This is a genomic window from Glycomyces terrestris (genome assembly GCF_003933745.1).
GTDB lineage: Bacteria > Actinomycetota > Actinomycetes > Mycobacteriales > Micromonosporaceae > Glycomyces > Glycomyces terrestris.
Genome location: NZ_RSEB01000003.1, coordinates 52,339 through 77,233, shown reverse-complemented (window position 1 = coordinate 77,233; position 24,895 = coordinate 52,339). Strand labels below are relative to the sequence as shown.

Sequence of the window (24,895 nt, the reverse complement as noted above, 5' to 3'; positions counted from 1 at the left end):
TCCGGCGCGCGCGTCCCACCAGGCGGGGTCCAGGTTGACGATTCCGCCGCACTATTGCAAAATAATTGCAATAGCCCGAAGGTGGGTTGTTGATTCCAGCGTGGGCGCCTTGCATCCGGCAGGGCGGCCGCCAAAAAATCCCCCCGGACACATAAGGAAGGCGCTTGTGGACGACCTCGCGCTGCACATCCCGACCGACGTCATCGACGGGCCCACGTCGCTCGGCTTCGCCCTGCTCGCGGTCCTCGGCGTCGGCTGGTGCACCGTCGCCGCCCGGCGCGGCCTCGACGAGCGGCTCGTCCCGCTCGCCGGCCTCGCCACCGCGTTCATCTTCGCGGCCCAGATGCTCAACTTCCCGATCGCCGCCGGCGTCTCCGGGCACCTCCTCGGCGGCGCCCTCGCCGCCGCGCTCCTCGGTCCCTGGCTCGGGGCGCTGTGCGTCACCGTCGTCATCGCCATCCAGGCGCTCCTGTTCGCCGACGGCGCCGTCACCGCCCTCGGCCTGAACGTCGTCAACATGGCCCTCATCGCCACCTTCACCGCGTCCGGCGTCCTCGCCCTCGCGCTCAAGGTCCTCCCGCGCACCCGCTGGGGCCTCGGTGCCGCCGTCTTCGCCGCCGCGATCGTCAGCGTCGTCGCCGCCTCCGCCGGGTTCGTCCTCCAGTTCTGGCTCGGCGGCGAAGCGGTCGGCCAGTCCCTCGGCGCCATGACCGCCGCGATCCTCGGCACCCACGTCCTCGTCGGCATCGGCGAGGCCGTCATCACCGCCGGCGCCGTCACCGCGGTCGCCGTCGCCCGCCCCGACCTCGTCCACGCCCTCCGCGGCACCCCGCTCGCCCGGCCCGCGACCACCCTGAAGGACGCCGCATGAAGAAGCTCCTGATCGCCGGCACCGTCGTCACCCTCGTCCTCGCCGGGTTCGTCTCCCTGTTCGCCTCCGCCTCGCCCGACGGCCTCGAATCGGTGCTCCTCACCGGCTGCGAGACGACCGACGGCGAGATCACCGGCGGCTCCTGCGTCCTCCAGGCGGCCGGCGAGCACGAGATCGGCGGCGTCTTCGCCGACTACGGCATCGCCTTCCTCGACAACGAGATCCTCGGCGCGTCCCTCGCCGGCGTCCTCGGCGTCCTCCTCACCCTCGGCGTCGCCACCGGCCTCTTCCGGCTCCTCGCCCGCGGGAAGCAGCCCGCGCCGACCGACGACGCGCGCGCGTGAGCGCCCCCGGACGCACAAAGGAGCAGGCGTGAACGCCGTCGACGGCCTCCACCGCCCCGGCGACTCGCCGCTCCACCGGCTCCGGCCCCAGGTGAAGATCGTCGGCCTCGTCGCCTTCACCTGCGCGATCGCCGCCACCCCGCGGGAAGCGGTGTGGGCCTTCGGCGTCCACGCCCTCCTCCTCGCGGCCCTCTTCGCGGTCGCGCGCGTCCCCGCCGGCTGGGTCCTCACCCGCAGCCTCGTCGAGTCCCCGTTCCTCGTCCTCGCCCTCGCGTTCCCGTTCATGGTCGAAGGCCCCGCCGTCCACCTCGGCGTCCTCACCGTCTCCGAACCGGGACTGTGGGCCGGCTGGAACCTCCTCGCGAAGGCCACCCTCGGCGTGTGGGCCGCGCTCCTCCTCGCCGCCACCACGCCCGTCGCCGGCGTCCTCGCCGGACTCTCCCGGCTCAGATTCCCCGAGATCCTGCTCCAGATCACCGCGTTCGCGATCCGCTACGCCCACCTCACCGTCGCCGAGGTCACCCAGATGCGCCTCGCGCGCCTCGCCCGCGGCGACGACCCCCGCTTCCTGTGGCAGGCCGGCGCCCTCGCCCGCAGCCTCGGCACCGTCTTCATCCGCTCCTTCGAACGCGGCGAACGCGTCTGGCAGGCCATGGCCGCCCGCGGCTACACCGGCCGGCTCCCCCTCGAGATCGGCCCCGCGCCCGCCAGCGCCCGCCAGTGGACCGCCGCCATGGCCGTCCCCGCGGCCGCCGCCGCGCTCGCCGCCTGGACGGCGGCCGCCCTGTGAACGCCCTCGAGATCCGCGGCCTCACGCACGCCTACCCCGACGGCCACCAGGCCCTGAACGGCGTCGACCTCACCGTCGCGGCCGGGGAGCGCGTCGCGATCCTCGGCCCCAACGGCGCCGGCAAGACCACGCTCATGCTCCACCTCGCCGGGCTCCTCACCGCGACCGCGGGCACCGTCGCCGTCGGCGGCACGCTCGTGGAGAAGAAGACCCTCGCCGAGATCCGCCGCCGCGTCGGCATCGTCTTCCAGAGCCCCGACGACCAGCTGTTCATGCCCACCGTCGCCGACGACGTCGGCTTCGGCCCCGCGAACCTCGGCCTGCGCGGCCCCGAGCTCGCCGCCCGCGTCGCCCAGGCCCTCGCCGACGTCGACCTCGCCGACCTCGCCGACCGGCCCCCGCACCACCTCTCGGTCGGCCAGCAGCGCCGCGCCGCGCTCGCCGGCGTCCTCGCGATGCGGCCCGACATCGTCGTCTGCGACGAGCCCTCCGCGAACCTCGACCCCGCCAGCCGCCGCGACCTCGCCGCGATCCTCCACCGCACCGCGCCGACGCTCCTGCTCGTCACCCACGACCTGCCGTACGCGCTCCAGCTGTGCGACCGGGCGGTCGTCCTCGACGCCGGGCGGGTCGCGGCCGACGGCCCGACCGCCGCGATCCTCGCCGACACCGCGCTCCTGGAACGCCACCGGCTCGAACTGCCCTTCGGCTTCTCCCTGGAGACCGCCCTCGCCGCGCTCCGCCGCTGAGGGCACGGCGAAGGGGCGCAGCCGGAACCGGCCGCGCCCCTTCTCGCCGCGGTTCAGGCCGCGTCGATCGCGGCCTGAACCAGGTCGGCGAACTGCGCGTTGTCCTCGACGACCTCGCCGTCGATCTTCGCGGTCGGCGTGCCCGTCACGCCGCCGTCGCCGGTGGCCCACGCCGTGCCGTCCTGGACCCAGCCCTTGTACGTCTCGTCCTCCACGCACGACTGCCAGGTCGCGTCCAGCCCGACCTCGTCGGTGCCGATCGCGATCAGCTCCGCGTCCGTCAGGCCCGTCGTGTTCTCCGCGGGCTGGTGCTCGTACAGCGCCGCCGTGTAGTCGAGGAACTGCTGCTGGCCCGCGTCGGCGGCGCACACCGCGGCCGCGGCCGCCCGCGTCGAGTACTGGGTACCGGCCGAGAGCCGGTCGAGGATCGTGATCGGGTGGTAGTTCACGGTGACCGAGCCCTGGTCGACCCACGACTGGATGCTCGCCGCGTACGCCGACTCGAACTGGTTGCACGCCGGGCACATGTAGTCGATGAACAGGTCGACCTCGACCGGCCCGTCGCCGACCCGCACCCCGAACGTGTCGGTGACGGCCGCGGCCGGCTCGTTCACGTCGTAGTCGTCGCCGCGGCCGTTGTACCAGATGCCGACCCCCAGGAGGCCCCCGATCAGCACCACCGCGGCGCCGATCGAGACCCACAGGAGGATCTTGCGGCGCCTGGCCTCGGCGGCCTGCTGCTTCCGCAGGGCCTCGGCGGCCTTCCTGCGCTCGGTCTTCCGCTCTGATGCGCCCATGTGCCTCGCTCAGCCTTTCTCAGGTCCAACACTCGATTCACGAAGCGGTTTCGAGTACGCTCAGCGGCGATGACGTACCGTCTGCGCACTCCACGCCGCTCCTCCGCCCGGAGTCCCCGCACCGCCCGGCATGGTGCGGCCCCCCGGCGGCGGCGCGCCGCCCGCCTCGCCTGGTCGTCGCTCGCGGCGGCCCTCATCGGAGTCCTGTGGGCCTCGGCGGCCTCGGCCCACGCGGCCGCCACCGAGACCAGCCCTGCGTCAGGAGCGGTCCTGGACGCGGCCCCGAGCGAAGTCGTCGTCGAGTTCAACGAGCCAGTCACCCCCGTAGACGCGGGCACCGGCGTCGTGGCTCCCGATGGTGACCGAGCCGACACCGACGTCGTCCGCAGCGAGGACGGCACCACCGTCACCATCGCCGTCGACGCCGACCAGGAGGGCACCTACCTCGTCGGCTACCGCGTCGTCTCCGACGACGGCCACCCCGTCTCCGGCACCTTCACCTACTCCGTGGTCACCCAGACCGAGGCCCCGAGTGCGGAGGCGCTCACCGCCGCCGGCACCGACCCGCTCGTCCAGGCCCTCCTGTACGGCAACCGCTGGTTCGGCTACGCCGCCTTGGCACTCGCGCTCGGCGCCGGCGTCCTCCTCGTCGCGGGGGCCCGGCCCCGCGAGGCCGCCGCGAAACTCGTCGCCCTCGGCCTCGCCGTCGTCGCCATGACCGCCGTCCTCGGCCTCCCGCTCCAGACCGCGTACGAGACCGGCACGACGGTCACCGACCTCGACGCCGCCGGACTCCAGTCCGTGATGCAGTCGAACATCGGCCTCGCCGCGCTCCTGCGGCTCCTCCTCGTGCTCCTCGCGCTCCCGCTCATGCGCGCCCTCGTCACCGGCGAGGGCGCCTCGGGCCGGGCCGTCGTCGCCGGACTCGCCGGCGTCGGGCTCGCCCTCGGCGCGACCTGGCCGCTCGCCGGGCACCCCATGGCCGCCGACCCGGTCGTCGTCGCGTTCATCGCCGACTGGGTCCACCTGGTGACCGCGCTCGCGTGGGGCGGCGGCGTGTTCGCGCTGCTGATCCTGGCCTGCCGCAAGGACGCCGAGATCCCCGACCGCGCCGCCGAGGTGTGGATCGCGCTGGTGCCGTGGCTCCTCGCGAACCTGATCGTCGCCGGGATCGCGTCGTCGCTGCTGCACATCGACTCGGTCGAGGCGCTCACGCAGACCCGGTACGGGCGCCTCGTGCTGCTCAAGGCCGGCGTGCTCGTGGTGATCGTCGCGATCGGCCTGCTCACGCGGCGCGCGCTGGTGCGCGGCGCCGAGGGCCGCCGGCGCCTGCGGCTCATGGCCGGCGCGGAGACCGTGTTCCTCGCGGTCGTGCTCGGCGCGGTCGCGGTGCTCGTGCAGGCCGTCCCGGCGAAGACCGCGCTGCTGGAGGCCGAGACGTCCGCGAGCGCCTCGACGGAGACGGCGACGCTCGTGACCACGGAGGTGTACACGGCCCAGCTCGTGCTCGAGCCGGGCCGCCCGGGCGCCAACAGCGTGCGCATCCTCGCCGACGACCTCGGCGGGGCCGCGTTCGAGGCCGTCGAGTGGGAGGCGTCGTACGGCCTCGAAGGCGAGGAGCCCGAGGAGCTGCGCCTCATCGAGCTGCGCACCGGCATCCTCGCGGGCGAGGTGAACCTCGGCGAGGCGGGCCGGTGGGTCTTCACGTTCACGCTGATCGACGCCGCGGGGGCGACGGCGACGGCCGAGGCCGCAGTGGACGTGTCCTTACCAGGGGCCGAACGCGGCCTCGGTGTTGCGCCACAGGCGCTCGCACCAGGCGGCGAGGTCCCGTTCGAGGTGCTCGGCGAGGAACCGGGCGGTGTAGTTCGTCAGGGCCGGGTGGTTCCGGTGCCCGCGCACGGGGATCGGGGCCATGAACGGCGCGTCGGTCTCGACCAGGACCAGTTCGGGCGGCGCGACCGCGGCGGCGTCGCGCAGGTGCTGGGCGTTCTTGAAGGTGACGTTCCCGGCGAAGCTCATGAAGAACCCGCGCCGTGCGCACTCCTTCGCGAACGCGGCGTCGCCGGAGAAGCAGTGCAGCACCACGCGGTCGGGGGCGCCGTCGGCGTCGAGGATCGACAGGACGTCCTCGTGCGCGTCCCGGTCGTGGATGACGAGGGCCTTGCCGCGGCGCTTCGCGATCTCGATGTGGGCGCGGAAGGAGCGCTGCTGCGCGGCCCGGCCGGCCTCGTCGGTGCGGAAGTAGTCGAGGCCGGTCTCGCCGAGCGCGGCCACGCGCGGGAGCGCGGCGGTCGCGTCGATCTCGGCGAGGGCCGCGTCGAGGTCGCTCAGGCGCGGGGCGTCGTTGGGGTGCAGGGCGGCGGCGGCCAGGACGCGCGGGTCGGCGGCCGCGAGCGCGGCGGCCCAGCGCGAGGACGCGGTGTCGGTGCCGACCTGGACGACGCGCGCGACCCCCGCGGCCTCGGCCTCGTCGAGGCGCGCGAGGACCTCGGGCGCGTCGGGTGCGGGCACGGGCGGCTCCTCGTCGGCGCCGAACGTGTCGACGAGGTCGAGGTGGGTGTGGCTGTCGGCGATGGGGAACGGGAGCGGCTCGGGCGCCGGCGCGGGTTCGGATCGGTACACGGGTCAACCATGCCACGGCCCGCGCGCCCGCCGGCCGGGGATCGCGGCGCAACCGAACGGAGGCGCGGTTTCGGGTTGAGCGGGACCGCGGCGCCGGGCGAATCGCGGTGGGCCGCCGGCCGGTACCCGATCGGTCCGCGCCGATCGGCCGCGCCAGCACCGGCCGGAACCCGGCCGGCCGCGCCCGCGCCGGCCCGGCCGCCCCGCATCCGATCGGAGGCGCCGGCTGTCCACGCCCGCGAAACCTCCCCACACCCGATCGGGTGACATTGCGGCTCTGACCCCCGATTCTTGTCGGACCCCTCGGCAATGCTGGGCGCTACGGTCCCCTCGACGGGTGGGTGGGGGTTGTGGACGGCTCACGCGTCCAAGCGACCGCCGTCGATATCTCCGGCCCGCGAACTGCGCCGTGGAGGCCCCGTAACACCTTCTTCACTTCGCGGACATGCGCGCCTGACAGGCCGCGCTTACGTTGGCGGGCAGCCCGGTCCACGGCCGTGAACCGACAGTCACGAACCTTCCTAGGCGACACCGCCGTCGCACCAGCGCAGACGAATCGAGCCGCACATGACCCGCGACCTCGCGTCCCGCCGCAACCGCGCCGCAGCGCTCCAGCAACGCCGCCCCGCCGTCCCGGCCGAATCGACGCACCTCCAGACCCACACCGTCGAATGGCAGGGCGAGCGGTTCCCCGGCGCCGCCTACGCCGACGGGGCCGCCTGGGAGCTGTTCTCCGCGCTCCCGCGCCCCGACTTCCTCCCCAACACCCGCCCCGGCAGCGAATACCCGTATCGGCACTTCGTGCACGCCAGCGAGGTCCTGCGCGACGGCGTCCCGGTCACCGTCGCCGACGAGCACGCCCTGACCGTGCCCCTCGCGCCCGGCATCGACCTCGACTACGTCCGCCGCCTCACCCAGACCCCGCACCTCGAACCGGCCGCGCGGACCCTCCTCGACCGGGTCCGCCGCTCCGCGCCGCTCGCCCCCGGCGACCTCATGGAGCGGCCCGTCACCGCCGCGCAGATCGCCCGCCTCATGGAGACCGCGGCCGTCCCCGGCGGGTTCTGCTACCGCCGCAGGGACACCGCGCACCTGCGCACTCCCGCCGCCCGCTCGGTCCTCGGCGGCGAGTCCGAGCACGGCGAGGCGTGGGTGTTCGCGCTCCGCTGGGCCGTCGCCGACCCCGCTGACTACCAGGCGCCCGTCGCCCCCGACTACGAGGGCCTGACCGCGATGCCGTCTTCCGACCGCCGCGGCGCGCCCGTCCTCGGCACCGGGTTCGCGATCTCCTCCGCGCACCTGCTGCCCGAGCACGTCACCGCCGACCTCACCGACCTGCCGCTGCCCGAGGGCGCGTCCCTCCTGGGCTACAACGACAGCGGGGCCGAAGCCGAGCTGTTCCGGTACGGCGGCCAGCAGTGGACGCCCGTGCACGCCGGCGCCGTGCCGGTCCCCGGCGTCGAGACCGGCCGCGCCCACCAGGTGCGCCGCGTCCTGCGCGAGGCCGCCCGCGCCGTCTGGAACGGCATCCCCGGGTCCCTCGTGGACGCCGACGACGAATGGGCCCGCTTCCGGCTCTCGCGCCCCAGCCCCGACGTCCTCTCGCGCACCGGCGCCGAGGCCGTCCGCCGCGGGATCTACGAGAAGTGGGTCAGCCGCGCGGAGCTCGCGCCCGCGGTCTGAGGCTCGAACGCGCAGCGGCCCCCGGCGTTCGCCGGGGGCCGCTGCGTCTGCGTCTAGGAGTTCAGCCGCTCGATCTCCTCGTCGACGATCGACGGGTCGAGCTTCGCGAACACCGGCACCGGCTTGTCCAGGGGCGTGCCCGGCACGAGCGGCACCGACTCCCACTTGGGGACGTCCGAGTAGTCGCCGGTGAGGATCGGGTACGGGCCGTCGGTCGCGCCGCCCTCGTCGAGGTCGGCGACCTCCTCGATGCGCGGCATCGGCGCGAACACGCCCTCGCCGCCGAGGAGCTCGTGCACCTTCTGCGAGGAGTGCGGCAGGAACGGGCTCATCACCGTCTTCAGGTCCGAGACGGCCTGGAGGACGGTGAACAGGACCGTTCCCTGGCGCTTCGGGTCCTCCTTCATCTTCCACGGCGCGGTGTCCGCGAGGTACTTGTTCGCCGCGGCGACGGTCTTCATCGCCTCGCCGATCGCGGCCCGGACCTTGTTCTGCCCGATGAGGTCCCCGACCGCGTCGAAGGACGCCCGGGTCGCCTCCAGGAGGTCCCGGTCGACCCGCTCCAGCTCGCCCGGTTCCGGGACGGCGCCGAAGTTCTTGGCGGCCATCGCGATCGACCGGTTCACCAGGTTGCCCCAGCCGGCGACGAGCTCGTCGTTGTTGCGGCGCAGGAACTCCGCCCACGTGAAGTCCGAGTCCTGGTTCTCCGGGCCGGCCGCGCAGATGTAGTACCGCAGCGCGTCGGGGGAGTACCGCTCCAGGAAGTCCCGCACGTAGATCACCACGCGCCGCGACGACGAGAACTGCCTGCCCTCCATCGTCAGGAACTCCGAGGAGACGACCTCGGTCGGCAGGTTCAGCCTGCCGAGCCCGCCCGGCTCGCCGCCCTTCGCGCCCTCGCCGTTCGCGCCCAGGAGCATCGCCGGCCAGATCTCGGAGTGGAAGACGATGTTGTCCTTGCCCATGAAGTAGTACGAGACCGCCTCCGGGTCCCGCCACCACCGCTGCCACGCGTCCGGGTCGCCCGAGCGGCGCGCCCACTCGATCGTCGCCGACAGGTACCCGATGACCGCGTCGAACCACACGTACAGGCGCTTGTCCCTGCGGTCCGCCCAGCCGTCCAGCGGGATCGGCACGCCCCAGTCGAGGTCGCGCGAGATCGGGCGCGGCTGGAGGTCGTCGAGGAGGTTCTTGGTGAACCGCACGACGTTCGTGCGCCAGCCGGTGCGCGTGTCGAGCCACGCGTTCAGCGCGTCGGCGAACGCCGGCAGGTCGAGGAAGAAGTGGTCCTCCTCCACGAACTTCGGGGTCTCCCCGTTGATCCGCGACTTCGGGTCGATGAGGTCGGTCGGGTCGAGCTGGCGCCCGCAGTTGTCGCACTGGTCGCCCCGCGCCGAGTCGAACCCGCAGTGCGGGCACGTGCCCTCGATGTAGCGGTCCGGGAGCGTGCGGCCCGTCGACGGGCTGATCGCCCCGAGCGTCTTCTGCTGGAGGATGTAGCCGTTGCCGTAGAGCGTCGAGAACAGCTCCTGCACGGTCTTGTAGTGGTTCCCGGTCGTGGTGCGCGTGAACAGGTCGTACGACAGGCCCAGGGCGTCCAGGTCCTCGACGATGATCCGGTTGTACTTCGCCGCGGCCTCCGCGGGCTTGAGGCCCTCCGAGTCGGCCTGCACCAGGATCGGGGTGCCGTGCTCGTCGGTCCCCGAGACCATGAGCACGTCGTGACCGCGCATTCGCATGTAGCGGGCGAAGACGTCGGCGGGAACCCCGAATCCTGCTACATGTCCGATGTGCCGGGGGCCGTTGGCGTAAGGCCAGGCCAGCGCGGTCAGTACGTGAGTCATGCGCCCTATGGTATCCGTCCCAGAATCCGGGCAGCCGCCGTCCGCGCGTGTCGACCGCCAGGTCACGGCCGGTGACCGTCCCGCCGGCCGACGCCGACACACCTGTCCCTGCGCGATTGCGCCCGGCTTCGGCGATTCGGTGATGCAATAACCGGTATGTCTGGAACACACCGCGCGGCAGATCCCCAGCCCCAGCCCGCCGGCTACGAGCCCGGGAACCCGCCCGAGGTCCCGGCGGCCTACGGGGCCGTCGAGCACCCCGAGCCCATCGGCCCCGTCGACTGGCACCCCGCCGCACCGGCCCCCGCCGAGCGGGACGCCGACTGGGATCCGGCCGACGACGACCGGCCCCGCACCGTCTCCCAGCGCAGCCCCCTCGGCTCCCAGGCCGAGGGCATGGCCGCGATCCGCGCCGTGTGGGAACGCGCCGCCGAGACCGAGAAGCGCCGCCCCGCCCGCCCCGGCCGGCCCCAGCGCCGCCGCGAGCCCAAGCGCCTCGGGCCCGCGCTCCTCGGCGTCCTCGTCTGCGCCTGCCTCCTCATGTTCTTCGCGTGGGCCGCCGCCCCCGCGCTGTGGATCAGCATCGGCCACGCCGAGCACGGCACCGTCACCGTCACCTCCTGCCAGGAGGGCTTCGCGCCCGCGTGCACCGGCGTGTTCACCGCCGCCTCCGACGGCTGGACGAAGGCGCTCTCGCTCACCGGCGAGGTCAGCGCCGCCGACGTCGGCGCCGACCTGCCCGCCCGCGCCACCGGCCCCGACGCCCACAGCGCCTACGTCGGCGGCGCCGGCGGCCTCCTGCTGCGCTGGGCCCCCGCCCTGGTCCTGTTCATGACCACCGCGTTCGCGCTCGTCGGCGCCTCCGGCGCCACCCGCCTCTACGAAGGACGGTCCGGCGCGATCGGCCTGTGCTGGGTCTTCGCCGGCGCCGTCCTCGCCGCCGCGCTCGCGTTCGCGTGGTGACCGCGCGCCGCACTCCCCGTCCGTCCCCTTCCCGTAGCAGCCGGTGCATGATCGCCCCGGGCGGCGCGCCTGCGCACCGCACGAGCTGTAATCGCCCCCACCCGGGCGGACTGCGTCAGCAGCCCCGCCCCCGCGCGTCGTAGAGTTGGGGCGCCCCCGGAACTCCGCCTGCAGCGGCGCGTTCGCCGCGCCCAACTGAATTGACCGTTCCTTCCCCGTTGCGGGGCTCCTCGGGAGACAGCGTGAGTGATTCTTCGAAACCGGTGGCGCAGACCTGGTTCGGACCCATCACCGCCGTGCAGCGGCGCGCCATGTTCGCGCTCGTGCCGGTGGCGGTCGCGTTCGGCCTCGTCGTCGGACTGGCGTTCCTGCCGGTGACCAGCGGCATCGGCGGCCTGGCCAAGGTCGGGTCCGAGGCCGTCCTCGACCTGCCCGACGAGCTCGTGCTGCCGCCGGCCCCCGAGTCGTCCACCCTGTACGCCGACGACGGCGAGACCGTCATCGCCACCTTCGGCGACCAGTACCGCGTCCAGCTCGAGTACGACCAGATCCCCGACTCCGTCATCGAGGCGCTCGTCGCCACCGAGGACTCGAACTTCTTCGAGCACAACGGCGTCGACCCCGAAGGCGTCATGCGCGCCCTGGTCACCAACATCGCCGACGGCGGCACCTCCGAGGGCGCCTCGACGATCACCATGCAGTACGTGCGCCAGGTGCTGTCCTACACCGCGACCACCCCCGAGGAGGTCGCGGCCGCCAGCGAGGTCACCATCGACCGCAAGGTCAAGGAGATGGGCTACGCCCTCGCCCTCGAAGAGGAGATGTCGAAAGAGGACATCCTCACGAACTACCTGAACACCGTGTACTTCGGCAACGGCGCGTACGGGATCGGCGCGGCCGCCCAGGTCTACTACGGGAAGGTCCCCGCGGACCTGACGACCGCCGAGTCCGCGATGCTCGTCGGCCTCGTGCAGTCCCCGAGCCAGTACGACCCGATCAACGGCTCCTCCGAGGCCGCGCTGGCCCGCCGCGACCACGTGATCGGCCGCATGGTCGACGTCGGCTACCTCACCTCCGACGAGGGGGAGGCCGCGGAGGCCGAGGGCCTGAACCTGAACCCGCAGGAGGCGAACAACACCTCCGGCGGCGCGATCGACTCCGAGTACGGCTTCTTCGTCGACTACTTCGAGAAGTGGTGGGAGCAGCAGGAGGACTTCGGGGAGACCGAGGAGATCCGCAAGGCGCGCCTGTACCGGGGCGGGTACGAGATCACGTCGACGCTGAACGTGGAGCTCCAGGACGCCGCGCAGGAGGCGGTGGAGAACCAGCTCCAGACCGGGTCGGAGTTCGCGCTCGGGTCCGTGGTCGTCGAGCCGGGGACCGGCGCGATCCAGGTGATGGCCGTGAACCGCATCTACTCCAACGACGTGTCGGAGAACGGCCCGAACTCGGCGGGCGAGGAGTACGGCAAGGGCACGTACCCGAGGACCACGAACCCGCTGCTGAGCGGCAACTCGGCGGTGGCCGGGTACCAGGCGGGGTCCTCGTTCAAGATGTTCACGATGCTCGCGGCCCTCGAGGCCGGGATGCCGCTGGACACGACGATCTACTCGCCGTACCAGTACACGTCGCAGTACCCGATCTCGGGCGAGAACTCGTGCGGCGGCTACTGGTGCCCGAAGAACGCCTCGCCCTCCGAGGTCGGCGACTACAACATGTGGACCGGGTTCGGCGAGTCGGTGAACACGTACTTCGTGCAGCTGGAGGAGCGCGTCGGCGCCGACAAGGTCATCGAGATGGCCAAGCGCCTCGGCATCCGGTTCCACAACTCGAAGGACCTGAGCCTGACCTCGGAGGAGTCCGCGGAGGGCTTCGGCACGTTCACGCTCGGCGTCACGCAGAACACGCCGCTGGAGATGGCGGCCGCGTACGCGACGCTGCCGGCCGACGGCGTGTACTGCCCGCCGGTGCCGGTGACGAGCGCGCAGACGATCACCGGCGGGACGATCACGTTCACGTCCGGGTGCGAGCAGGTTATCGACGAGGAGGTGGCGCGCGCCGCGGTCGACGCGGCCCGCTGCCCGACCGGCGACGGGGCCCGCACCGGGAACTGCACGTGGGGCACGGCCGAGCAGGTCGGCGCGGCCGTGGACGGCCCGGTCGCGGGCAAGACCGGCACCACCGACGACAACTCCACGAACTGGTTCGTGGGCTTCACCCCGAACGCGGCCGCCGCCGCGTTCGTCGCCGACCCCGACAGCCCCCAGCACGTGGTGGGCTCCGCGAACCTCGGCAAGCCCGCGAACGCGATCGCGGACATCCTCGCGGCCCAGTGGGAGATCAACGGCGAGGGCGACTTCACGCCGCCGGAGGATCTGGTGCACTAGCGGGGGTCCGCTGGGCCCGGCCGGGGTTCCGGCGCGCACCGGCCAGGCCCTAGACTCGGCCCGGTGAGCGCCACCGCAGTCCGGCCCGAGCAGCCGCCCGCCGCCTGGCGGCCGACGCCGCTCCCCGGCCCCCTCCCCGCCGTCCGGGCGCGCCTCCAGAGCACGCTTCCGGACGACTCCCGCCGCGCCCTCTGGGTGACCCTCGCGGTCACCGGGATCGCCGCGGTCCTGCGCCTGATCGGCTTGAACCACCCCAAGGGCCTGATCTTCGACGAGGTCTACTACGCGCAGGACGCTCACTCGATGCTGACGTACGGCGTCGAGTGGGACCCGGGCACGACGGGGTCGGCGTACGTGGCGCACCCGCCGTTCGGCAAGTGGCTCATCAGCCTCGGGGAGCTCGCGTTCGGCTACGACGAGGTCGGCTGGCGCATCGCCGCGGCCGCCGCCGGGATCACCGGCGTCGCGATCCTCGTCCGCCTCATGCGCCGCCTCACCGGGTCGACGCTCCTGGGCGGCACCGCCGGGCTCCTGCTCGCGGTCGAGGGCAGCCACTTCGTGCTCTCGCGGACCTCGCTGCTCGACATCTTCCTCGCGACGCTCCTGCTCGGCGCCATGTACTGCGTCGTGCGCGACCGCGACTGGCGGCGCGCCGGCTGGCTCGCGGCCCTCGACGGCGGCCTCGACGCGCGCCGCCGCCGGCCCCGGCTCGGCCTGCCGCGGTGGCGGATCGCGTGCGCGGTCCTCCTCGGACTCGCCATGGCCACCAAGTGGTCCGCGCTGTGGTACATCATCGCCGCGATCGTCCTGTTCATCGTCTGGGACTGGCGCCTGCGCGCCGACGCGGGCGCCCGCAAGCCCTTCCGCGACACCGTCATCTACGAGTTCGGCCAGAACCTGTGGTTCGGGCTCCTCGCCGTCGGCGTGTACGTCGCGTCGTGGACCGGCTGGTTCCTCAACGACACCGGCTCCTACCGGCACTGGCTCGCCGACCAGGGCAGGAGCGAGCCGCCGGTGATCGGCGCGCTCGTGAACTGGTGGGAGTACCACCTGAGCGTCCTCCAGTTCCACGAAGGGCTCTCCTCCGAGCACGCCTACCAGTCGTGGCCGTGGGAGTGGCTGTTCAACCTGCGGCCCGTCGTCTTCTACTGGAGCGGCGACGTCGACTGCGGCGCCGCCGACTGCGCCTCCGAAGTCCTGCTCCTCGGCACGCCCCTGCTGTGGTGGACGTTCGTGCCCGCCACGCTCGTGCTCCTGCTGTGGGCGGTCGCGAAGCGCGACTGGCGGGCCTGGTTCCTCCTCACCGGCCTCGGCGCGGGCATCCTCCCGTGGTTCTTCTACCCCGAGCGGACGATGTTCTTCTTCTACACCGCCCCGGCCGTCCCCTTCTTCATCGGCGCCGTCACCTGGACGCTCGGCCTCATCGCCGGCCGCCACCGCCGCGGCGGCCTCGCGACCGGCTCACCCGAGCGCCGCCTCACCGGCGCGCTCATCGCCGGCGCCTTCGTCGCCGTCGTCGTCCTCTGCTTCGCGTACTTCTGGCCGATCTACACCGGCGAGGCCCTCCCGCGCGACGAGTGGCAGGCCCGCATGTGGCTCGACTCCTGGATCTAGGGGAGTTACCCGGCCCACACAACGCCCGCGCAGACCCCTCCCGGCGCCGTGCTAATCTTGTCGCCGCAAGGGGCTTTGGCGCAGTTGGTAGCGCGTCTCGTTCGCAATGAGAAGGTCAGGGGTTCGAATCCCCTAAGCTCCACAGACGACGAGGGCCGGTCTCCCGCAGGGGAGGCCGGCCCTTCGGCGTTCCTAGGCGGAGACGGGGAGGCGGCGGAGGTCCTCGACGACCGTGGCGTACGGGAGGTCGGGGAGGTCCTCGCCGGCGAAGAAGCGGGTCATGAGGTCGACCAGCTGGGCCGGGCGCTCGAGGTGGATGAGGTGGTCGGCGCGGGCGAACTCGACGTACCAGCTCTCGGGGCACGTGAACGCGAGGTCGCGGCACAGCGCCGGCGGGGTGAGGTGGTCGTGCTCGCCGGTGGTGAACAGCATCGGGACGGCCGGCGGGACCGACGGGTCGATGAGCTGGCGCGACAGCAGCCGGTGGGTGTTCGCGATGAACTTCGCGAGGTCGTTCTCGTCGGCCGAGCCGAAGCGCATCGACATGATGCGGCGCACCACGGCCTTCCCGGCGATGTCGGGCTCGGGGCTCATGAGCGCCTCGATCGCGGCCGGGCCGAAGCGCTCGCGCGGGCCCGACTCGGCCAGGGCCACGGCCGCGCGCATCATCGGCCGCGACTCCGGCGGGATGCCGCCCATGGTGCCGGCCAGGACCAAGCGCCCCACGCGGTCCGGGTGGGTCTGCGCGAGCCGGTAGCCCACGGAGGAGCCGTACGAGCCGGCGAAGACGTGGGCGCGCTCGATCCCGAGGTCGTCGAGGAGGCGCACGAGCGCCTCCACCGGCACGTCCGGGCCGACGTACGGCGGCAGGAGGTCGGCCTCGCCCCAGCCCGGCAGGTCCGGGCACAGCACGTCGGCCGCGGCGAGCATCCCCTGCTCGACCCGGCCCCAGTCCTCCTTGCGGTGCAGCGCACCGCCGATGAGCACCACCGGGTCCAGGCGCGGCGCCTCGGCGAACGTCATCCGCGACCAGTACGTGTAGCCCGCCCAGCGGTGCTTGCGGACGTGCGGGGGGAAGGTCGTGCGCGGCATGGAGGCTCCCGTTCCAGATGCGCGGCGCGGGCGCCGCGGGTACGGGAGACCACCTTAATGTCCTAAATGCGAATTACCGGTATTTTGTGGCGCGGCTGCGGGCATGTCCTCCGATCAGGTGGCGCCTCAGGCCGCCACGCCCTTCCACGCCGCCCACAGCCCCGCGTACACCCCGCCCGCCGCGAGCAGGTCCGCGTGCGGGCCCTCCTCGGCGATCCGGCCGTCCTGGACGACCGCGATCCGGTCCGCGGACTCGGCCGCCTGGAGCTGGTGCGCGATCGCGATCACCGTGCGGCCGTGCAGGGCCGCCGCGAGCGACGCCTCCACGTTCCCGGCGCTGCCCGGGTCGATGCCCGCCGTCGCCTCGTCGAGGATCACCACGTCCGGGTCGGCGAGGATGACGCGCGCGAGCGCGAGCTGCTGCGCCTCAGCGAGGTTCAGCTCGTGGAACTCCTCGCCGAGCATCGTGTCCAGGCCCTCGGGCAGGTCGGCCACCCAGCGGGCGTCGACCGCCGCGAGCGCGTCGAGCAGCGCCCCGTCGCCGTCCTCCGGCCCCCTCGGCGACGCCTGCGAGCCGTCGGTGTGCAGAGCCAGGTTCAGGTTCTCGCGCAGCGTCGCGGTGAACACGTAGTGCTCCTGGGTCACCAGGATCACCTTGCGGCGCAGGACCTCCAGCGGGATGTCGGCCACCGGCACGCCGCCGAGGGTCACCGCACCCGACCGGGGCCGGTCGATCCCCGCCACCAGGCGCGCGATCGTGGACTTCCCGGCGCCCGAGGGGCCGACGACCACGAGCCGCTCGCCGCGCCGCGGGTGCAGGCTGAGCCGGTGCAGGACGTCGGGCCCGTCGCCGTACCCGAACACCACGTCGTCCAGGCGCACCTCGGCGCCCTCGGGCCGGGCCTCGCGCACCTCGTCGGGCATGAGGTGCACGCCCTCGACGCGCGCCATCGCGGCCCCGCCCATCTGGAACTCGCTGAGCGACATCATGGACCGGAACACCGGCCCGTCGAGCCGCAGCGCCAGCATCGCGACCGCCACGACCTGCCCGACCGTGACCCACCCCTCCAGGTACCACAGGCCGCCGACGACCGTGACGACCACGGCCGGGGTCAGGAACGTCAGGTCCGTGGCCGGGAAGAACCAGGTCTGGAGCCGGATGATCCCCTTGAGGCGGTCCATGTGGGTCGCGGCGCGCGCGTAGCCCTCGTCGCGGCGCTCGCCCTGCATCCGGTACGCGGCCACGGTGGTCGCGCCCGACGCCGACGCCGTCGCGGTCTCCGCGATCTCGCTCATCGCCGCCCGCTCGCTGAGGAACACCGGGCTCGCCAGGCGCAGGTACCGGCGCCCGGCGACGTACAGCATCGGCATGCCCGCGAGGAACAGGAGCCCGAGCCGCACGTCGACCACGAACGCCGCCACGATGATCACGGCGCCCTCGATCATCGCGACCGCGACCTCGGGCGCGGTCTTGCGCAGCAGCTCCGCGACCGCGCCGACGTCGCCGGAGGTGCGGGTCGCGAGGTCGCCGGTGCCGGCGCGCTCCACGGTGCCCAGCGGCAGGCGCAGGACCCGGTCGATGAAGGACTCGCGCAGGCGCGCGGCGGCGCGCTCGCCGAGCCGGTACCCGAGCCGGCGGCCGGTGCGCATGAGGACCAGCTGGAGCACGACGCACGCGACGATCGCCCCGCAGACCACGTCGACGCGGGCCGCGGTCCAGCCCGTGCCGATGCCGTCGATGACGGCGCCGAGCATCACCGGCAGGGCCGCGCCGGCGCCCGCGGCGGCGACGTACAGGAGCAGGACCGCCGCGAACGAGCGGCGGTCGGCCGCGACCAGGCGCTTGATCGCCCCGGTCATCGCGGCCCGGTCGGCGACCGGGAGGCGGGCGTGGTCGAGGGCGCTCATCGGGACTCCTGCCTGGACGTGAGGGAGCGGTACTCGCCGTGCTCGGACAGCTCGGCGTGCGTGCCGACGGCGCGGACCTTGCCGTCGACGAGCCACGCCACCCGGTCGGCGCGCGCCAGCCACAGCGGCGACGCGGACACGACCGCGGTGGTGCGCCCCGCGCGGGCGGCGGCCACGCGCTCGGCGATGAGGTTCTCGGTGTGGGCGTCCACGGCGCTGGTCGGCTCGACCGCGATGAGGACCTCGGCGTCGGCGGCGAGGGCCCGCGCGAGGCGCAGGCGCTGCCGCTGGCCGCCGGAGAGGTTCCGGCCGCCGTTCGTGATCTCGCCGTCGAGCGTGGACCCGAGGCTGGAGAGGACGTCGGCGGCGCCGGCGGCCTCGAGGGCGGCGAGCGCCCGCTCCGGCCCGACCCGGAGGGTCTCGCCGAGGGACTGCGCGAACAGGTAGTCCTCGCGCAGGAGCAGGACGCGCTCGCGGACCTCGTCGAGCGCGAGCGCGTCGAGGCGCGTCCCGCCCCACTCGGCGTCGGACTCGCGGTAGCGGGCCAGGCGCTCCGCGGCGGCCTCGGCGGGCTTCGCCTCGGCGCTGACGACGACGGTGAGCCGCCCCGGCTCGATCGCGAGCCCGGACTCGGGGTCGCGCAGCGGCCCGGCCGCGCCGCGCCCGGCGCCCTCGTCGGCGATGTCGCTGCGGGTGCCGAAGAACGCGGTGAGCCGCCGGGAGGAGACCTGGGCGGCGATGACGGCCTGCGCCATCCCGATCATCGCGCCGGAGTGCTGGGCGACGAGCGCGGTCACGCCGAACGCGGCGGACAGCTCCCCGATGGTGATCGCCCCGTTCAGCGCCAGGCGCGCGCCGACCCACGTGACGGCGGCGATGAGCGCCAGCGGCAGGCTGGTGCGCAGGCCCTGGACCCACGAGTCGGCGCTGGCGACGCCGTACCCGGCGTCGCGCAGGTCCGCGGAGGCCCGCCGGTAGCGGCGCGAGAACTGCTCCTCGCCGCCCACGCCGCGGAGCACGCGCAGGCCGCCGACGACGTCGGACGCCTGCCCGGTGAGGGTCGCGACCGAGGCCCGGTAGGCGATCTGGTGGTGCTGGAGGCGGCTGAGCACGGGGCCGACGACGAAGCCGATGACGAGGACCCCGCCGAGTGCGACGAGCCCGAGCGCCGGGCTCGCGTCCCACAGCAGGACCGCGCCGACGGCCATCATGACCACGCCCATCCAGCCGAACCCGAGCTGGAAGATGAACGACCCCGTCTTGTGGGCGTCCTGTGTGGACAGGTTCACCATCTCGCCGGCGGAGACCGCGCCCCGCACGCCCGTGCCTGCCCGGTTCAGGTGGTCGGTCAGGTTCTCCACCGTCCGCACCCGCGCCCGCGACTCCGCCATGAACAGCGCCCGGTACCCCGCCACGAACACCCACGACGACGCGATCGCCACCGCGCCCAGGACCAGCCCCCACGGCAGCAGCGGCGCTGCCGAGCCCGCGAGCATCACCTCGTCGATGATCCGCGCGATCGTCCACGGCAGCAGCACCCACGCCGCGCCCGAGACGCTCAGCAGCACGAACCCGAGCGCGACCGGCCCGGTCTGCTCCTTCGCGATGTGCAGCAGGTACCGCCACGGATCGGCGGGGACGTCGGCGGCGGACAGCCTCGGGGGGCGCAGCGGGTTGGGCTTCACAACTCTCAAACGTAAGCGGCGCGCTTGCCGCGCGGCAAGGCGATATGCGCCGTGGGCCGGTGTGATCCGCAGCCCACCCGCCCGCGCCCTACCGCTGCACCCTGACCAGGGCCTCCGCCGCCGCGTGCAGCCCCGCCGTGAACCGCGGATTCCGGCTCATCACCGGCTCGGCGCGCGCGATCGCCCGCCACGCGTCGTCCTTGTACGTCTCGTCCCCGGTCGCCTCGTACGCCTCCAGCAGCGCGGCCGCCGCCAGCGCCCAGCCCGACGCCGTCGGCCCGTCGTGCACGTCCGCCGGACGCGACACCAGCTCCTCCGCGTCGGCGGCCGTGTCGAAGAACCCGCCGAGCCCGTCCCCGAACCGCGCCCGCACCTGCTCCAGCAGCGCCTGCGCGCGACCCGTCCACGCCCCGCCCAGGCGCAGGAACCCGAGCGCGACCGCCGCGTAGTCCTCCAGGATGCCCGGCGCCGCCGACACCTGCCCGCCCAGCGAGGCCCGCGCCAGCCGCCCGTCCGCACCGAGGTGCCGCTCCGCCAGGAACGCCGCCGCCCGCTCGGCCGCCAGCAGCGCGTCCCGGCGCCCCGTCCGCGACGAGTACTCCGCGAGCGCGGCGATCGCCAGCCCGTTCCAGGCCGCCACCACCTTGTCGTCCCGCGCCGGCTGGGGACGCTTGCGCCGCGCCTCCGCGAGCCGGTGCCGGACCGCCGCGAACCGCGCCCCGTCCTCCGGGTCCCGCGGCAGCTCCAGCACGTTCGCGCCGTGCTCGAAGTTCGGGCGCCCCGGATCGACCCCGAACGCCGCCGCGGCCCACGCCGCGTCCCCGCCCAGGACCTCCTCCAGCTCCGCGAACGTCCACACGTACGTCGCGCCCTCCACGCCCTCCGTGTCCGCGTCGAACGCCGCCGCGAACGCGCCCTCCGCGGTCGAGAAGCGCTCCAGCAGGAACGCCGCCGTCTCGTCCGCGACCCGCGCGAACAGCTCGCCCTCCCCGGCCAGCCGCGCGTACAGCCACAGCAGCTCCGCGTTGTCGTACAGCATCTTCTCGAAGTGCGGCACCGTCCACGACGCGTCCACGCTGTACCGCGCGAACCCGCCCTCCAGCTGGTCGCGGATCCCGCCCCGCGCCATCCGCTCCGCGCTCAGCCTCACGTGGTCGAGCAGCCGCGCGTCCCCCGTGCGCACGTACGCGTCGCACAGGAACCGCAGCGTCGGCACACTCGGGAACTTCGGCGCCGACCCGAACCCGCCGTGCACGGCGTCGGCCGACGCGAGGACCGCCTCGGCGGCCCGGTCGAGCATCGCCTCCCGGATCGGCGGCGCCGGCGGGCACGGCCCGTCCAGCGGGCACGCCACCGTCACGTCCGCGAACGCCGGACCGCCCGCCGCGCTCGCCTCCACGATCGCCGCCCCCTGGTGCCGCAGCTCCTCCCGCTGATCCGTCCACGCCGCGTGCACCGCGTCGAGCAGCCGCAGGAAGTGCGCCTTCGGGAAGTACATGCCCGCGAAGAACGGCGTCCCGTCCGGGAACGCGAACACCGTCATCGGCCACCCGCCCTGACCCGTGATCGCCATCGTCGCCTGCATGTACACCGCGTCCAGGTCCGGGCGCTCCTCCCGGTCGACCTTCACCGGCACGAACCGGTCGTTGATCGCGGCCGCCACCGTCCGGTCCTCGAACGACTCGTGCGCCATCACATGGCACCAGTGGCACGTCGAGTACCCGATCGAGACGAGCAGCGGCACGTCCCGCGCGGCCGCGTCCGCCAGGGCCGCCGGCCCCCACTGGCGCCACGCCACCGGGTTCCCGGCGTGCTGGCGGAGGTACGGGGACAGGGCGCCGGCCAACTCGTTCACCCCCCGAGCATCGCACACCGGCCGCGCCCGGACCGGAGGGTCCGCGGTAGGGCAGGCGCTACCGCCGTCCGGGTGCTGGCGGGGGGAGCGATTCGGGTGTCCGCGTCACTGCTTCCGGGCCCGGAAATCGCGAGGCTATATGGCATGGTTTCTTTTGCCCCCGCAGCCAACCGGACCGCCGCGACGGTCCCCAGTGGATTCACCGGATTCGGCAACGCCGCCATGGCCGCCGGCGTCGTCGCCATGCTGGTCCTCCACGCGACCTCCGGCCTCAACCCGCTCTACAAGGTCATCAGCATCCACCTGTACACCCCGCTCGGCTGGCTCCTGCCCGTCGCGCTCGGCCTGTTCTCCCTCGGCGCCAGCGCGTACGCCCTCCAGGCCCGCGCCGCCGGCGCCCCCAAGTGGCTCTCCTGGTCGCTGTTCGCGTGGGCCGCCGCCATCGCCGTCGTCGCCATCGTCCCCTCCGACCGCGACGGCGTCACCGACTTCTCCGCGCACCACTACGTGCACCGCTACGCCGCGTTCGTCGCCTTCTGCACCATGGCGATCCTCGGCATCGCGTTCGGGCGCTGGCTGCGCCGCACCGAGCCCGAGCGGGCCCGCCGCGCGCGCACCGTCATCGGCTGCTCGTGGTTCTCCGTCGTGGTCCTGGCGCTCACGTCGCTGCCGTACGTCATCGAGTGGTGGGGCGTGGAGCGCCCGGCCTGGCTGGAGATGGGCGGCCTCCTCCAGCGCCTGACGATCGCCTCGGGCATCGTCGCCCTCGTCGTCATCGGCGGCTACCTCCGGACCCGCTCAGTAGAACCCCTCGGCCTCGGAGTACGCCCAGGCGTCGCACGGGGTCCCGTACTTGCCCTGGATGTAGCCGAGGCCCCATTTGATCTGGGTGACCGGGTTGGTGCGCCAGTCGTCCCCCTCGCTGGCCATCTTGGAGCCGGGGTAGGACTGCGGGATGCCGTAGGCGCCGATCGAGTTCTCGGCGAGCTCGTTCCAGCCGGACTCCTTGTCCCACAAGAGCTCCAGGCAGGCGAACTGCTCCAGGTCGAAGCCGGCCTCCAAGGTGAGCGCGCAGCCGGTGGCCTTGTTCCCGGAGAACTCGCCGCAGCTCGCCGGAACGTCGACTGACGTCGGATTGGTGTTCATCGCGGCCTCTTCGGCGGCCTGGTCGGCGTCCTCCTGGGCGTCGTCCAGGCCCTGCGCCTTGTCCGCCGCGTACTCGGCGACCGCCCCGGCCTTGACCGTGACGTCGGCCCCGGCGGTGGCGGCGATGTAGTCGAGGTGGTGCGAGCGGGCCTCGTCGTAGGCGTCCTGCGCCTCGGCCTGCTGCTCGGCGGCGGCGTTGCTCGGGTGGTCGGCGTCCTCGTCGGCGGGCCGGTCGGTCGCGGCGACCACGGCGATGACGGCGCCGAGGGCGAGCACGAGGACCGCGGCGATCCGGGCGGCGTGGCGGGTCAGTCTCGGGATCAAGGCGGGGCTCCTGGGGGAGGGAGGAGAAGGAGGGGGACGGAGCGGGGCGGGCGCTCGCGCGCCCGCCCCGGTCACGTGCTCGCTAGTACCAGCCGACTTCCTCGGAGTGGTTCCACGCCTCGCAGGGCGTGCCGTAGCGGCCCTCGATGTAGCCGAGGCCCCACTTGATCTGGGTGACCGGGTTGGTCTCCCAGTCGGACCCGGCGGACTCCATCTTCGGGCCGGGCAGGGCCTGCGGGATGCCGTAGGCGCCGATCGAGTTCTCGGCCAGGTGGTTCCAGCCGGACTCGCGGTCCCACAGGGCCACCAGGCAGCCGACCTGCTCGAGGTCGAAGCCGGCGTCGAGCGCCATCGCGCAGCCAGTGGCCTTGTTCCCCGAGTACTCCTCGCAGCTCGCCGGGATGTCGACCGACGTCGGGTTCGCGTTCGCCGCGGCGGCGGCCTCGGCCTCCTCGGCGGCCTGGTCGGCCTCCTCCTGGGCGCTGTCCAGGCCCGCGGCCTTGTCGAGCGCGTAGTCGCCGACGGCCTCGGCCTTGACGGTGACGTCGGCGCCGGCGGTCTCGGCGATGTAGTTGACGTGCAGGTAGCGGACTTCCTCGTACGCCTCTTCGGCTTCGGCCTGCTGGTCGGCCGCGGCCTGGCTGGGATGCTGGGCGTCCTGCTCGGCTGGGTCGTCGGTCACGGCGTTGACGGCTATGACGGCCCCCAGTGCGAGGACGAGCACGGCGGCGACCTTCGCGCCGTAGCGGGTCAGCAGTGGGATCATGCGCTCTACTCCTGTGTCCCGGGCGTCTGTCCACAGACGCCCGGGACACAGCATGCCAGAGCTGGCCGGTCAGCCTTCCAGCAGGTTGGTGACCATTTCCGCGATCTCCGAACGCTCACTGCGCGTAAGCGTCACGTGCGCGAAGAGTGGGTGGCCCTTGAGCACGTCGATGACGCTGGCGACCCCGTCGAAGCGCCCCACCCGCAGGTTGTCGCGCTGCGCGACGTCGTGGGTGAGGACCACTTTGGAGCCCTGCCCGATGCGGGAGAGCACCGTCAGGAGCACGCCGCGCTCGAGCGACTGCGCCTCGTCGACGATGACGAACGCGTCGTGGAGGCTGCGGCCGCGGATGTGCGTCAGCGGCAGGACCTCGAGCATCCCGCGCTCGAGCACCTCGTTGATGACGTTGTCGTCGGTGACCGCCCCGAGGGTGTCGAACACCGCCTGGCCCCACGGGCTCATCTTCTCGCCCTCGGTGCCCGGCAGGTAGCCCAGCTGCTGCCCGCCGACCGCGTACAGCGGCCGGAACACGATGACCTTCTTGTACAGCTCGCGCTCGAGCGTCTGCTCGAGCCCGGCGCACAGCGCCATCGCGGACTTGCCGGTGCCGGCCTTGCCGCCGAGCGACACGATCCCGATCTCGGGGTCCAGCAGCAGGTCGATCGCGACGCGCTGCTCGGCCGAGCGGCCGTGGATGCCGAAGGCCTCGCGGCCCCGGACGAGGCGGATCTGCTTGTCGACCGTGACGCGGCCCAGGGCCTTCGAGCTGGTGCCGTTGAGCACCAGGCCCGTGTGGCACGGCAGCTCCACGTCGTGGGGGAGGTCGACGTCGCCGCCGTCGAACAGGGCGTCGATGACCTCGTCGGCCACCGACACCTCGGCCATGCCCGACCAGGTCGGGTCGACGGCCTGGCCGTGCCGGTACTCCTCGGTGGGGATGCCGACCGCGGACGCCTTGACGCGCAGCGGCATGTCCTTGGTGACCAGGACGGCGTCGGCGCCCTCGAGCCCGAGGGCCCGGGTGACGGCGATGATGCGGGAGTCGTTCGTGTCCACCGCGAACCCGGCCGGCAGGCCGGAGGTGTCGACGTGGTTGAGCTCGACCCGGATGGAACCGCCGTGGTCCCCGATGTCGATGGGCTGATCGAGACGACCGTGCTTGATGCGCAGTTCGTCGAGGCGCCTGAGGCACTCCCGGGCGAACCAGCCCAGCTCGGGGTGGTGGCGTTTGGCCTCCAGCTCGCTGACGACGACGAGCGGGATGACCACGTGGTGTTCGTCGAACCGTGAGAACGCTCCTGGGTCTGACAGCAGAACCGAAGTGTCGAGGACGTAAGTGCGTTGCACAGGCACGGTCGCCTCCCGGGTGTCGATGTGTGGGGGCTGCCTCGGTGAGGCTCGCGAACCGCAATCGGCTCAGCCCTGTTGGTACTCACACTGTAGTTGGGAGGT

Annotated in this window: 18 protein-coding genes, 1 tRNA gene and 2 pseudogenes; 11 read left to right on the top strand and 10 right to left on the bottom strand. The window is 73.3% G+C overall.

Translation table 11 applies throughout. The features are described from left to right. Window positions 1-166: 166 nt before the first annotated feature. From EIW28_RS10265 to EIW28_RS10250, 4 genes are read left to right on the top strand one after another with little or no spacing between them, the layout of a single operon-like run. A complete protein-coding gene (locus EIW28_RS10265; protein ID WP_125247644.1) occupies window positions 167-871 on the top strand; it encodes an energy-coupling factor ABC transporter permease in 705 nt (234 codons plus the stop codon). Next, window positions 868-1,215 (top strand): PDGLE domain-containing protein, encoded by a 348-nt coding sequence (locus EIW28_RS10260; protein ID WP_125247643.1) that lies wholly within the window; start codon window positions 868-870, stop codon window positions 1,213-1,215. Before EIW28_RS10265 ends, EIW28_RS10260 begins: the two co-directional genes overlap by 4 nt. A gap of 28 nt (window positions 1,216-1,243) precedes the next feature. Further along, window positions 1,244-2,005, top strand: a complete 762-nt coding sequence (cbiQ, locus tag EIW28_RS10255) for a cobalt ECF transporter T component CbiQ (RefSeq protein ID WP_125247642.1) — start codon at window positions 1,244-1,246, stop codon at window positions 2,003-2,005. Further along, a complete protein-coding gene (locus EIW28_RS10250; protein ID WP_232013922.1) occupies window positions 2,002-2,754 on the top strand; it encodes an energy-coupling factor ABC transporter ATP-binding protein in 753 nt (250 codons plus the stop codon). Before cbiQ ends, EIW28_RS10250 begins: the two co-directional genes overlap by 4 nt. A gap of 53 nt (window positions 2,755-2,807) precedes the next feature. Here EIW28_RS10250 and EIW28_RS10245 read toward each other — a convergent pair whose 3' ends face one another. Then, complete coding sequence (locus tag EIW28_RS10245; RefSeq protein ID WP_125247641.1) at window positions 2,808-3,551, bottom strand: DsbA family protein; 744 nt, start codon at window positions 3,549-3,551, stop codon at window positions 2,808-2,810. 69 nt (window positions 3,552-3,620) lie between these two features. Between EIW28_RS10245 and EIW28_RS24900 the strand changes: the two are divergent. Further along, window positions 3,621-4,934, top strand: a pseudogene (locus EIW28_RS24900) (copper resistance CopC/CopD family protein); the annotation flags it as partial. Window positions 4,935-5,318: 384 nt separating this feature from the next. On the opposite strand, the gene EIW28_RS24895 reads toward EIW28_RS24900, so the two are convergent. Beyond that, complete coding sequence (locus EIW28_RS24895) at window positions 5,319-6,176, bottom strand: TatD family hydrolase (protein ID WP_232013984.1); 858 nt, start codon at window positions 6,174-6,176, stop codon at window positions 5,319-5,321. 567 nt (window positions 6,177-6,743) lie between these two features. On the opposite strand from EIW28_RS24895, the gene EIW28_RS10235 reads away from it, so the two are divergent. Then, window positions 6,744-7,859 (top strand): hypothetical protein, encoded by a 1,116-nt coding sequence (locus tag EIW28_RS10235; protein ID WP_125247639.1) that lies wholly within the window; start codon window positions 6,744-6,746, stop codon window positions 7,857-7,859. A 53-nt stretch (window positions 7,860-7,912) separates the two neighbouring features. On the opposite strand, the gene metG is transcribed toward EIW28_RS10235, so the two are convergent. Next, window positions 7,913-9,703, bottom strand: coding sequence for a methionine--tRNA ligase (gene metG / locus EIW28_RS10230; RefSeq protein WP_187350597.1), 1,791 nt, complete (start codon window positions 9,701-9,703; stop codon window positions 7,913-7,915). A 156-nt stretch (window positions 9,704-9,859) separates the two neighbouring features. Between metG and EIW28_RS10225 the strand changes: the two genes are divergently transcribed. The 4 genes from EIW28_RS10225 (at window position 9,860) to EIW28_RS10210 (ending at window position 14,809) form a co-directional block, all read left to right on the top strand. Beyond that, on the top strand, window positions 9,860-10,666 hold the full coding sequence (locus EIW28_RS10225; RefSeq protein WP_125247638.1) for a hypothetical protein: 807 nt from the start codon (window positions 9,860-9,862) through the stop codon (window positions 10,664-10,666). Window positions 10,667-10,908: 242 nt separating this feature from the next. Beyond that, on the top strand, window positions 10,909-13,053 hold the full coding sequence (locus EIW28_RS10220; RefSeq protein WP_125247637.1) for a transglycosylase domain-containing protein: 2,145 nt from the start codon (window positions 10,909-10,911) through the stop codon (window positions 13,051-13,053). 63 nt (window positions 13,054-13,116) lie between these two features. Beyond that, window positions 13,117-14,667: a dolichyl-phosphate-mannose--protein mannosyltransferase gene (locus tag EIW28_RS10215; protein ID WP_125247636.1), complete on the top strand. Its 1,551-nt coding sequence runs from the start codon at window positions 13,117-13,119 to the stop codon at window positions 14,665-14,667. A 69-nt stretch (window positions 14,668-14,736) separates the two neighbouring features. Continuing rightward, window positions 14,737-14,809, top strand: a tRNA-Ala gene (locus tag EIW28_RS10210). Between the two features lie 50 nt (window positions 14,810-14,859). Here EIW28_RS10210 and EIW28_RS10205 read toward each other — a convergent pair. From EIW28_RS10205 to EIW28_RS10190, 4 genes are all read right to left on the bottom strand, one after another. Continuing rightward, window positions 14,860-15,759: an alpha/beta fold hydrolase gene (locus EIW28_RS10205; RefSeq protein ID WP_125247635.1), complete on the bottom strand. Its 900-nt coding sequence runs from the start codon at window positions 15,757-15,759 to the stop codon at window positions 14,860-14,862. A 126-nt stretch (window positions 15,760-15,885) separates the two neighbouring features. After that, window positions 15,886-17,667: an ABC transporter ATP-binding protein gene (locus EIW28_RS10200; protein ID WP_125247634.1), complete on the bottom strand. Its 1,782-nt coding sequence runs from the start codon at window positions 17,665-17,667 to the stop codon at window positions 15,886-15,888. Beyond that, complete coding sequence (locus EIW28_RS10195; protein ID WP_125247633.1) at window positions 17,664-19,352, bottom strand: ABC transporter transmembrane domain-containing protein; 1,689 nt, start codon at window positions 19,350-19,352, stop codon at window positions 17,664-17,666. The genes EIW28_RS10200 and EIW28_RS10195 overlap by 4 nt, the downstream gene beginning before the upstream one ends. Window positions 19,353-19,440: 88 nt before the next feature. Beyond that, window positions 19,441-21,207 carry a thioredoxin domain-containing protein gene (locus EIW28_RS10190; RefSeq protein WP_125247632.1) on the bottom strand — a complete coding sequence of 589 codons (1,767 nt, stop codon included), beginning with the start codon at window positions 21,205-21,207 and terminating at the stop codon, window positions 19,441-19,443. Between the two features lie 144 nt (window positions 21,208-21,351). Between EIW28_RS10190 and EIW28_RS25650 the strand changes: the two are divergent. Beyond that, window positions 21,352-21,927, top strand: a pseudogene (locus EIW28_RS25650) (DUF998 domain-containing protein); the annotation flags it as partial. A gap of 78 nt (window positions 21,928-22,005) precedes the next feature. Here EIW28_RS25650 and EIW28_RS24885 read toward each other — a convergent pair. From EIW28_RS24885 to EIW28_RS10175, 3 genes are all read right to left on the bottom strand, one after another. Further along, complete coding sequence (locus EIW28_RS24885) at window positions 22,006-22,677, bottom strand: lytic transglycosylase domain-containing protein (protein ID WP_232013919.1); 672 nt, start codon at window positions 22,675-22,677, stop codon at window positions 22,006-22,008. An 82-nt stretch (window positions 22,678-22,759) separates the two neighbouring features. After that, window positions 22,760-23,443, bottom strand: coding sequence for an aggregation-promoting factor C-terminal-like domain-containing protein (locus EIW28_RS10180; protein WP_125247630.1), 684 nt, complete (start codon window positions 23,441-23,443; stop codon window positions 22,760-22,762). A gap of 69 nt (window positions 23,444-23,512) precedes the next feature. After that, complete coding sequence (locus EIW28_RS10175; protein ID WP_408612212.1) at window positions 23,513-24,817, bottom strand: PhoH family protein; 1,305 nt, start codon at window positions 24,815-24,817, stop codon at window positions 23,513-23,515. Between the last annotated feature and the right edge of the window lie 78 nt (window positions 24,818-24,895).

Bases quoted from the DNA above. Each gene is read 5' to 3' on its own strand.
- EIW28_RS10260 (WP_125247643.1), top strand. From the start codon at position 868: ATGAAGAAGCTCCTGATCGCCGGCACCGTCGTCACCCTCGTCCTCGCC.
- EIW28_RS10245 (WP_125247641.1), bottom strand. From the start codon at position 3,551: ATGGGCGCATCAGAGCGGAAGACCGAGCGCAGGAAGGCCGCCGAGGCC.
- EIW28_RS10235 (WP_125247639.1), top strand. From the start codon at position 6,744: ATGACCCGCGACCTCGCGTCCCGCCGCAACCGCGCCGCAGCGCTCCAG.
- metG (WP_187350597.1), bottom strand. From the start codon at position 9,703: ATGACTCACGTACTGACCGCGCTGGCCTGGCCTTACGCCAACGGCCCC.
- EIW28_RS10225 (WP_125247638.1), top strand. From the start codon at position 9,860: ATGTCTGGAACACACCGCGCGGCAGATCCCCAGCCCCAGCCCGCCGGC.
- EIW28_RS10205 (WP_125247635.1), bottom strand. From the start codon at position 15,759: ATGCCGCGCACGACCTTCCCCCCGCACGTCCGCAAGCACCGCTGGGCG.
- EIW28_RS10200 (WP_125247634.1), bottom strand. From the start codon at position 17,667: ATGAGCGCCCTCGACCACGCCCGCCTCCCGGTCGCCGACCGGGCCGCG.
- EIW28_RS10180 (WP_125247630.1), bottom strand. From the start codon at position 23,443: ATGATCCCACTGCTGACCCGCTACGGCGCGAAGGTCGCCGCCGTGCTC.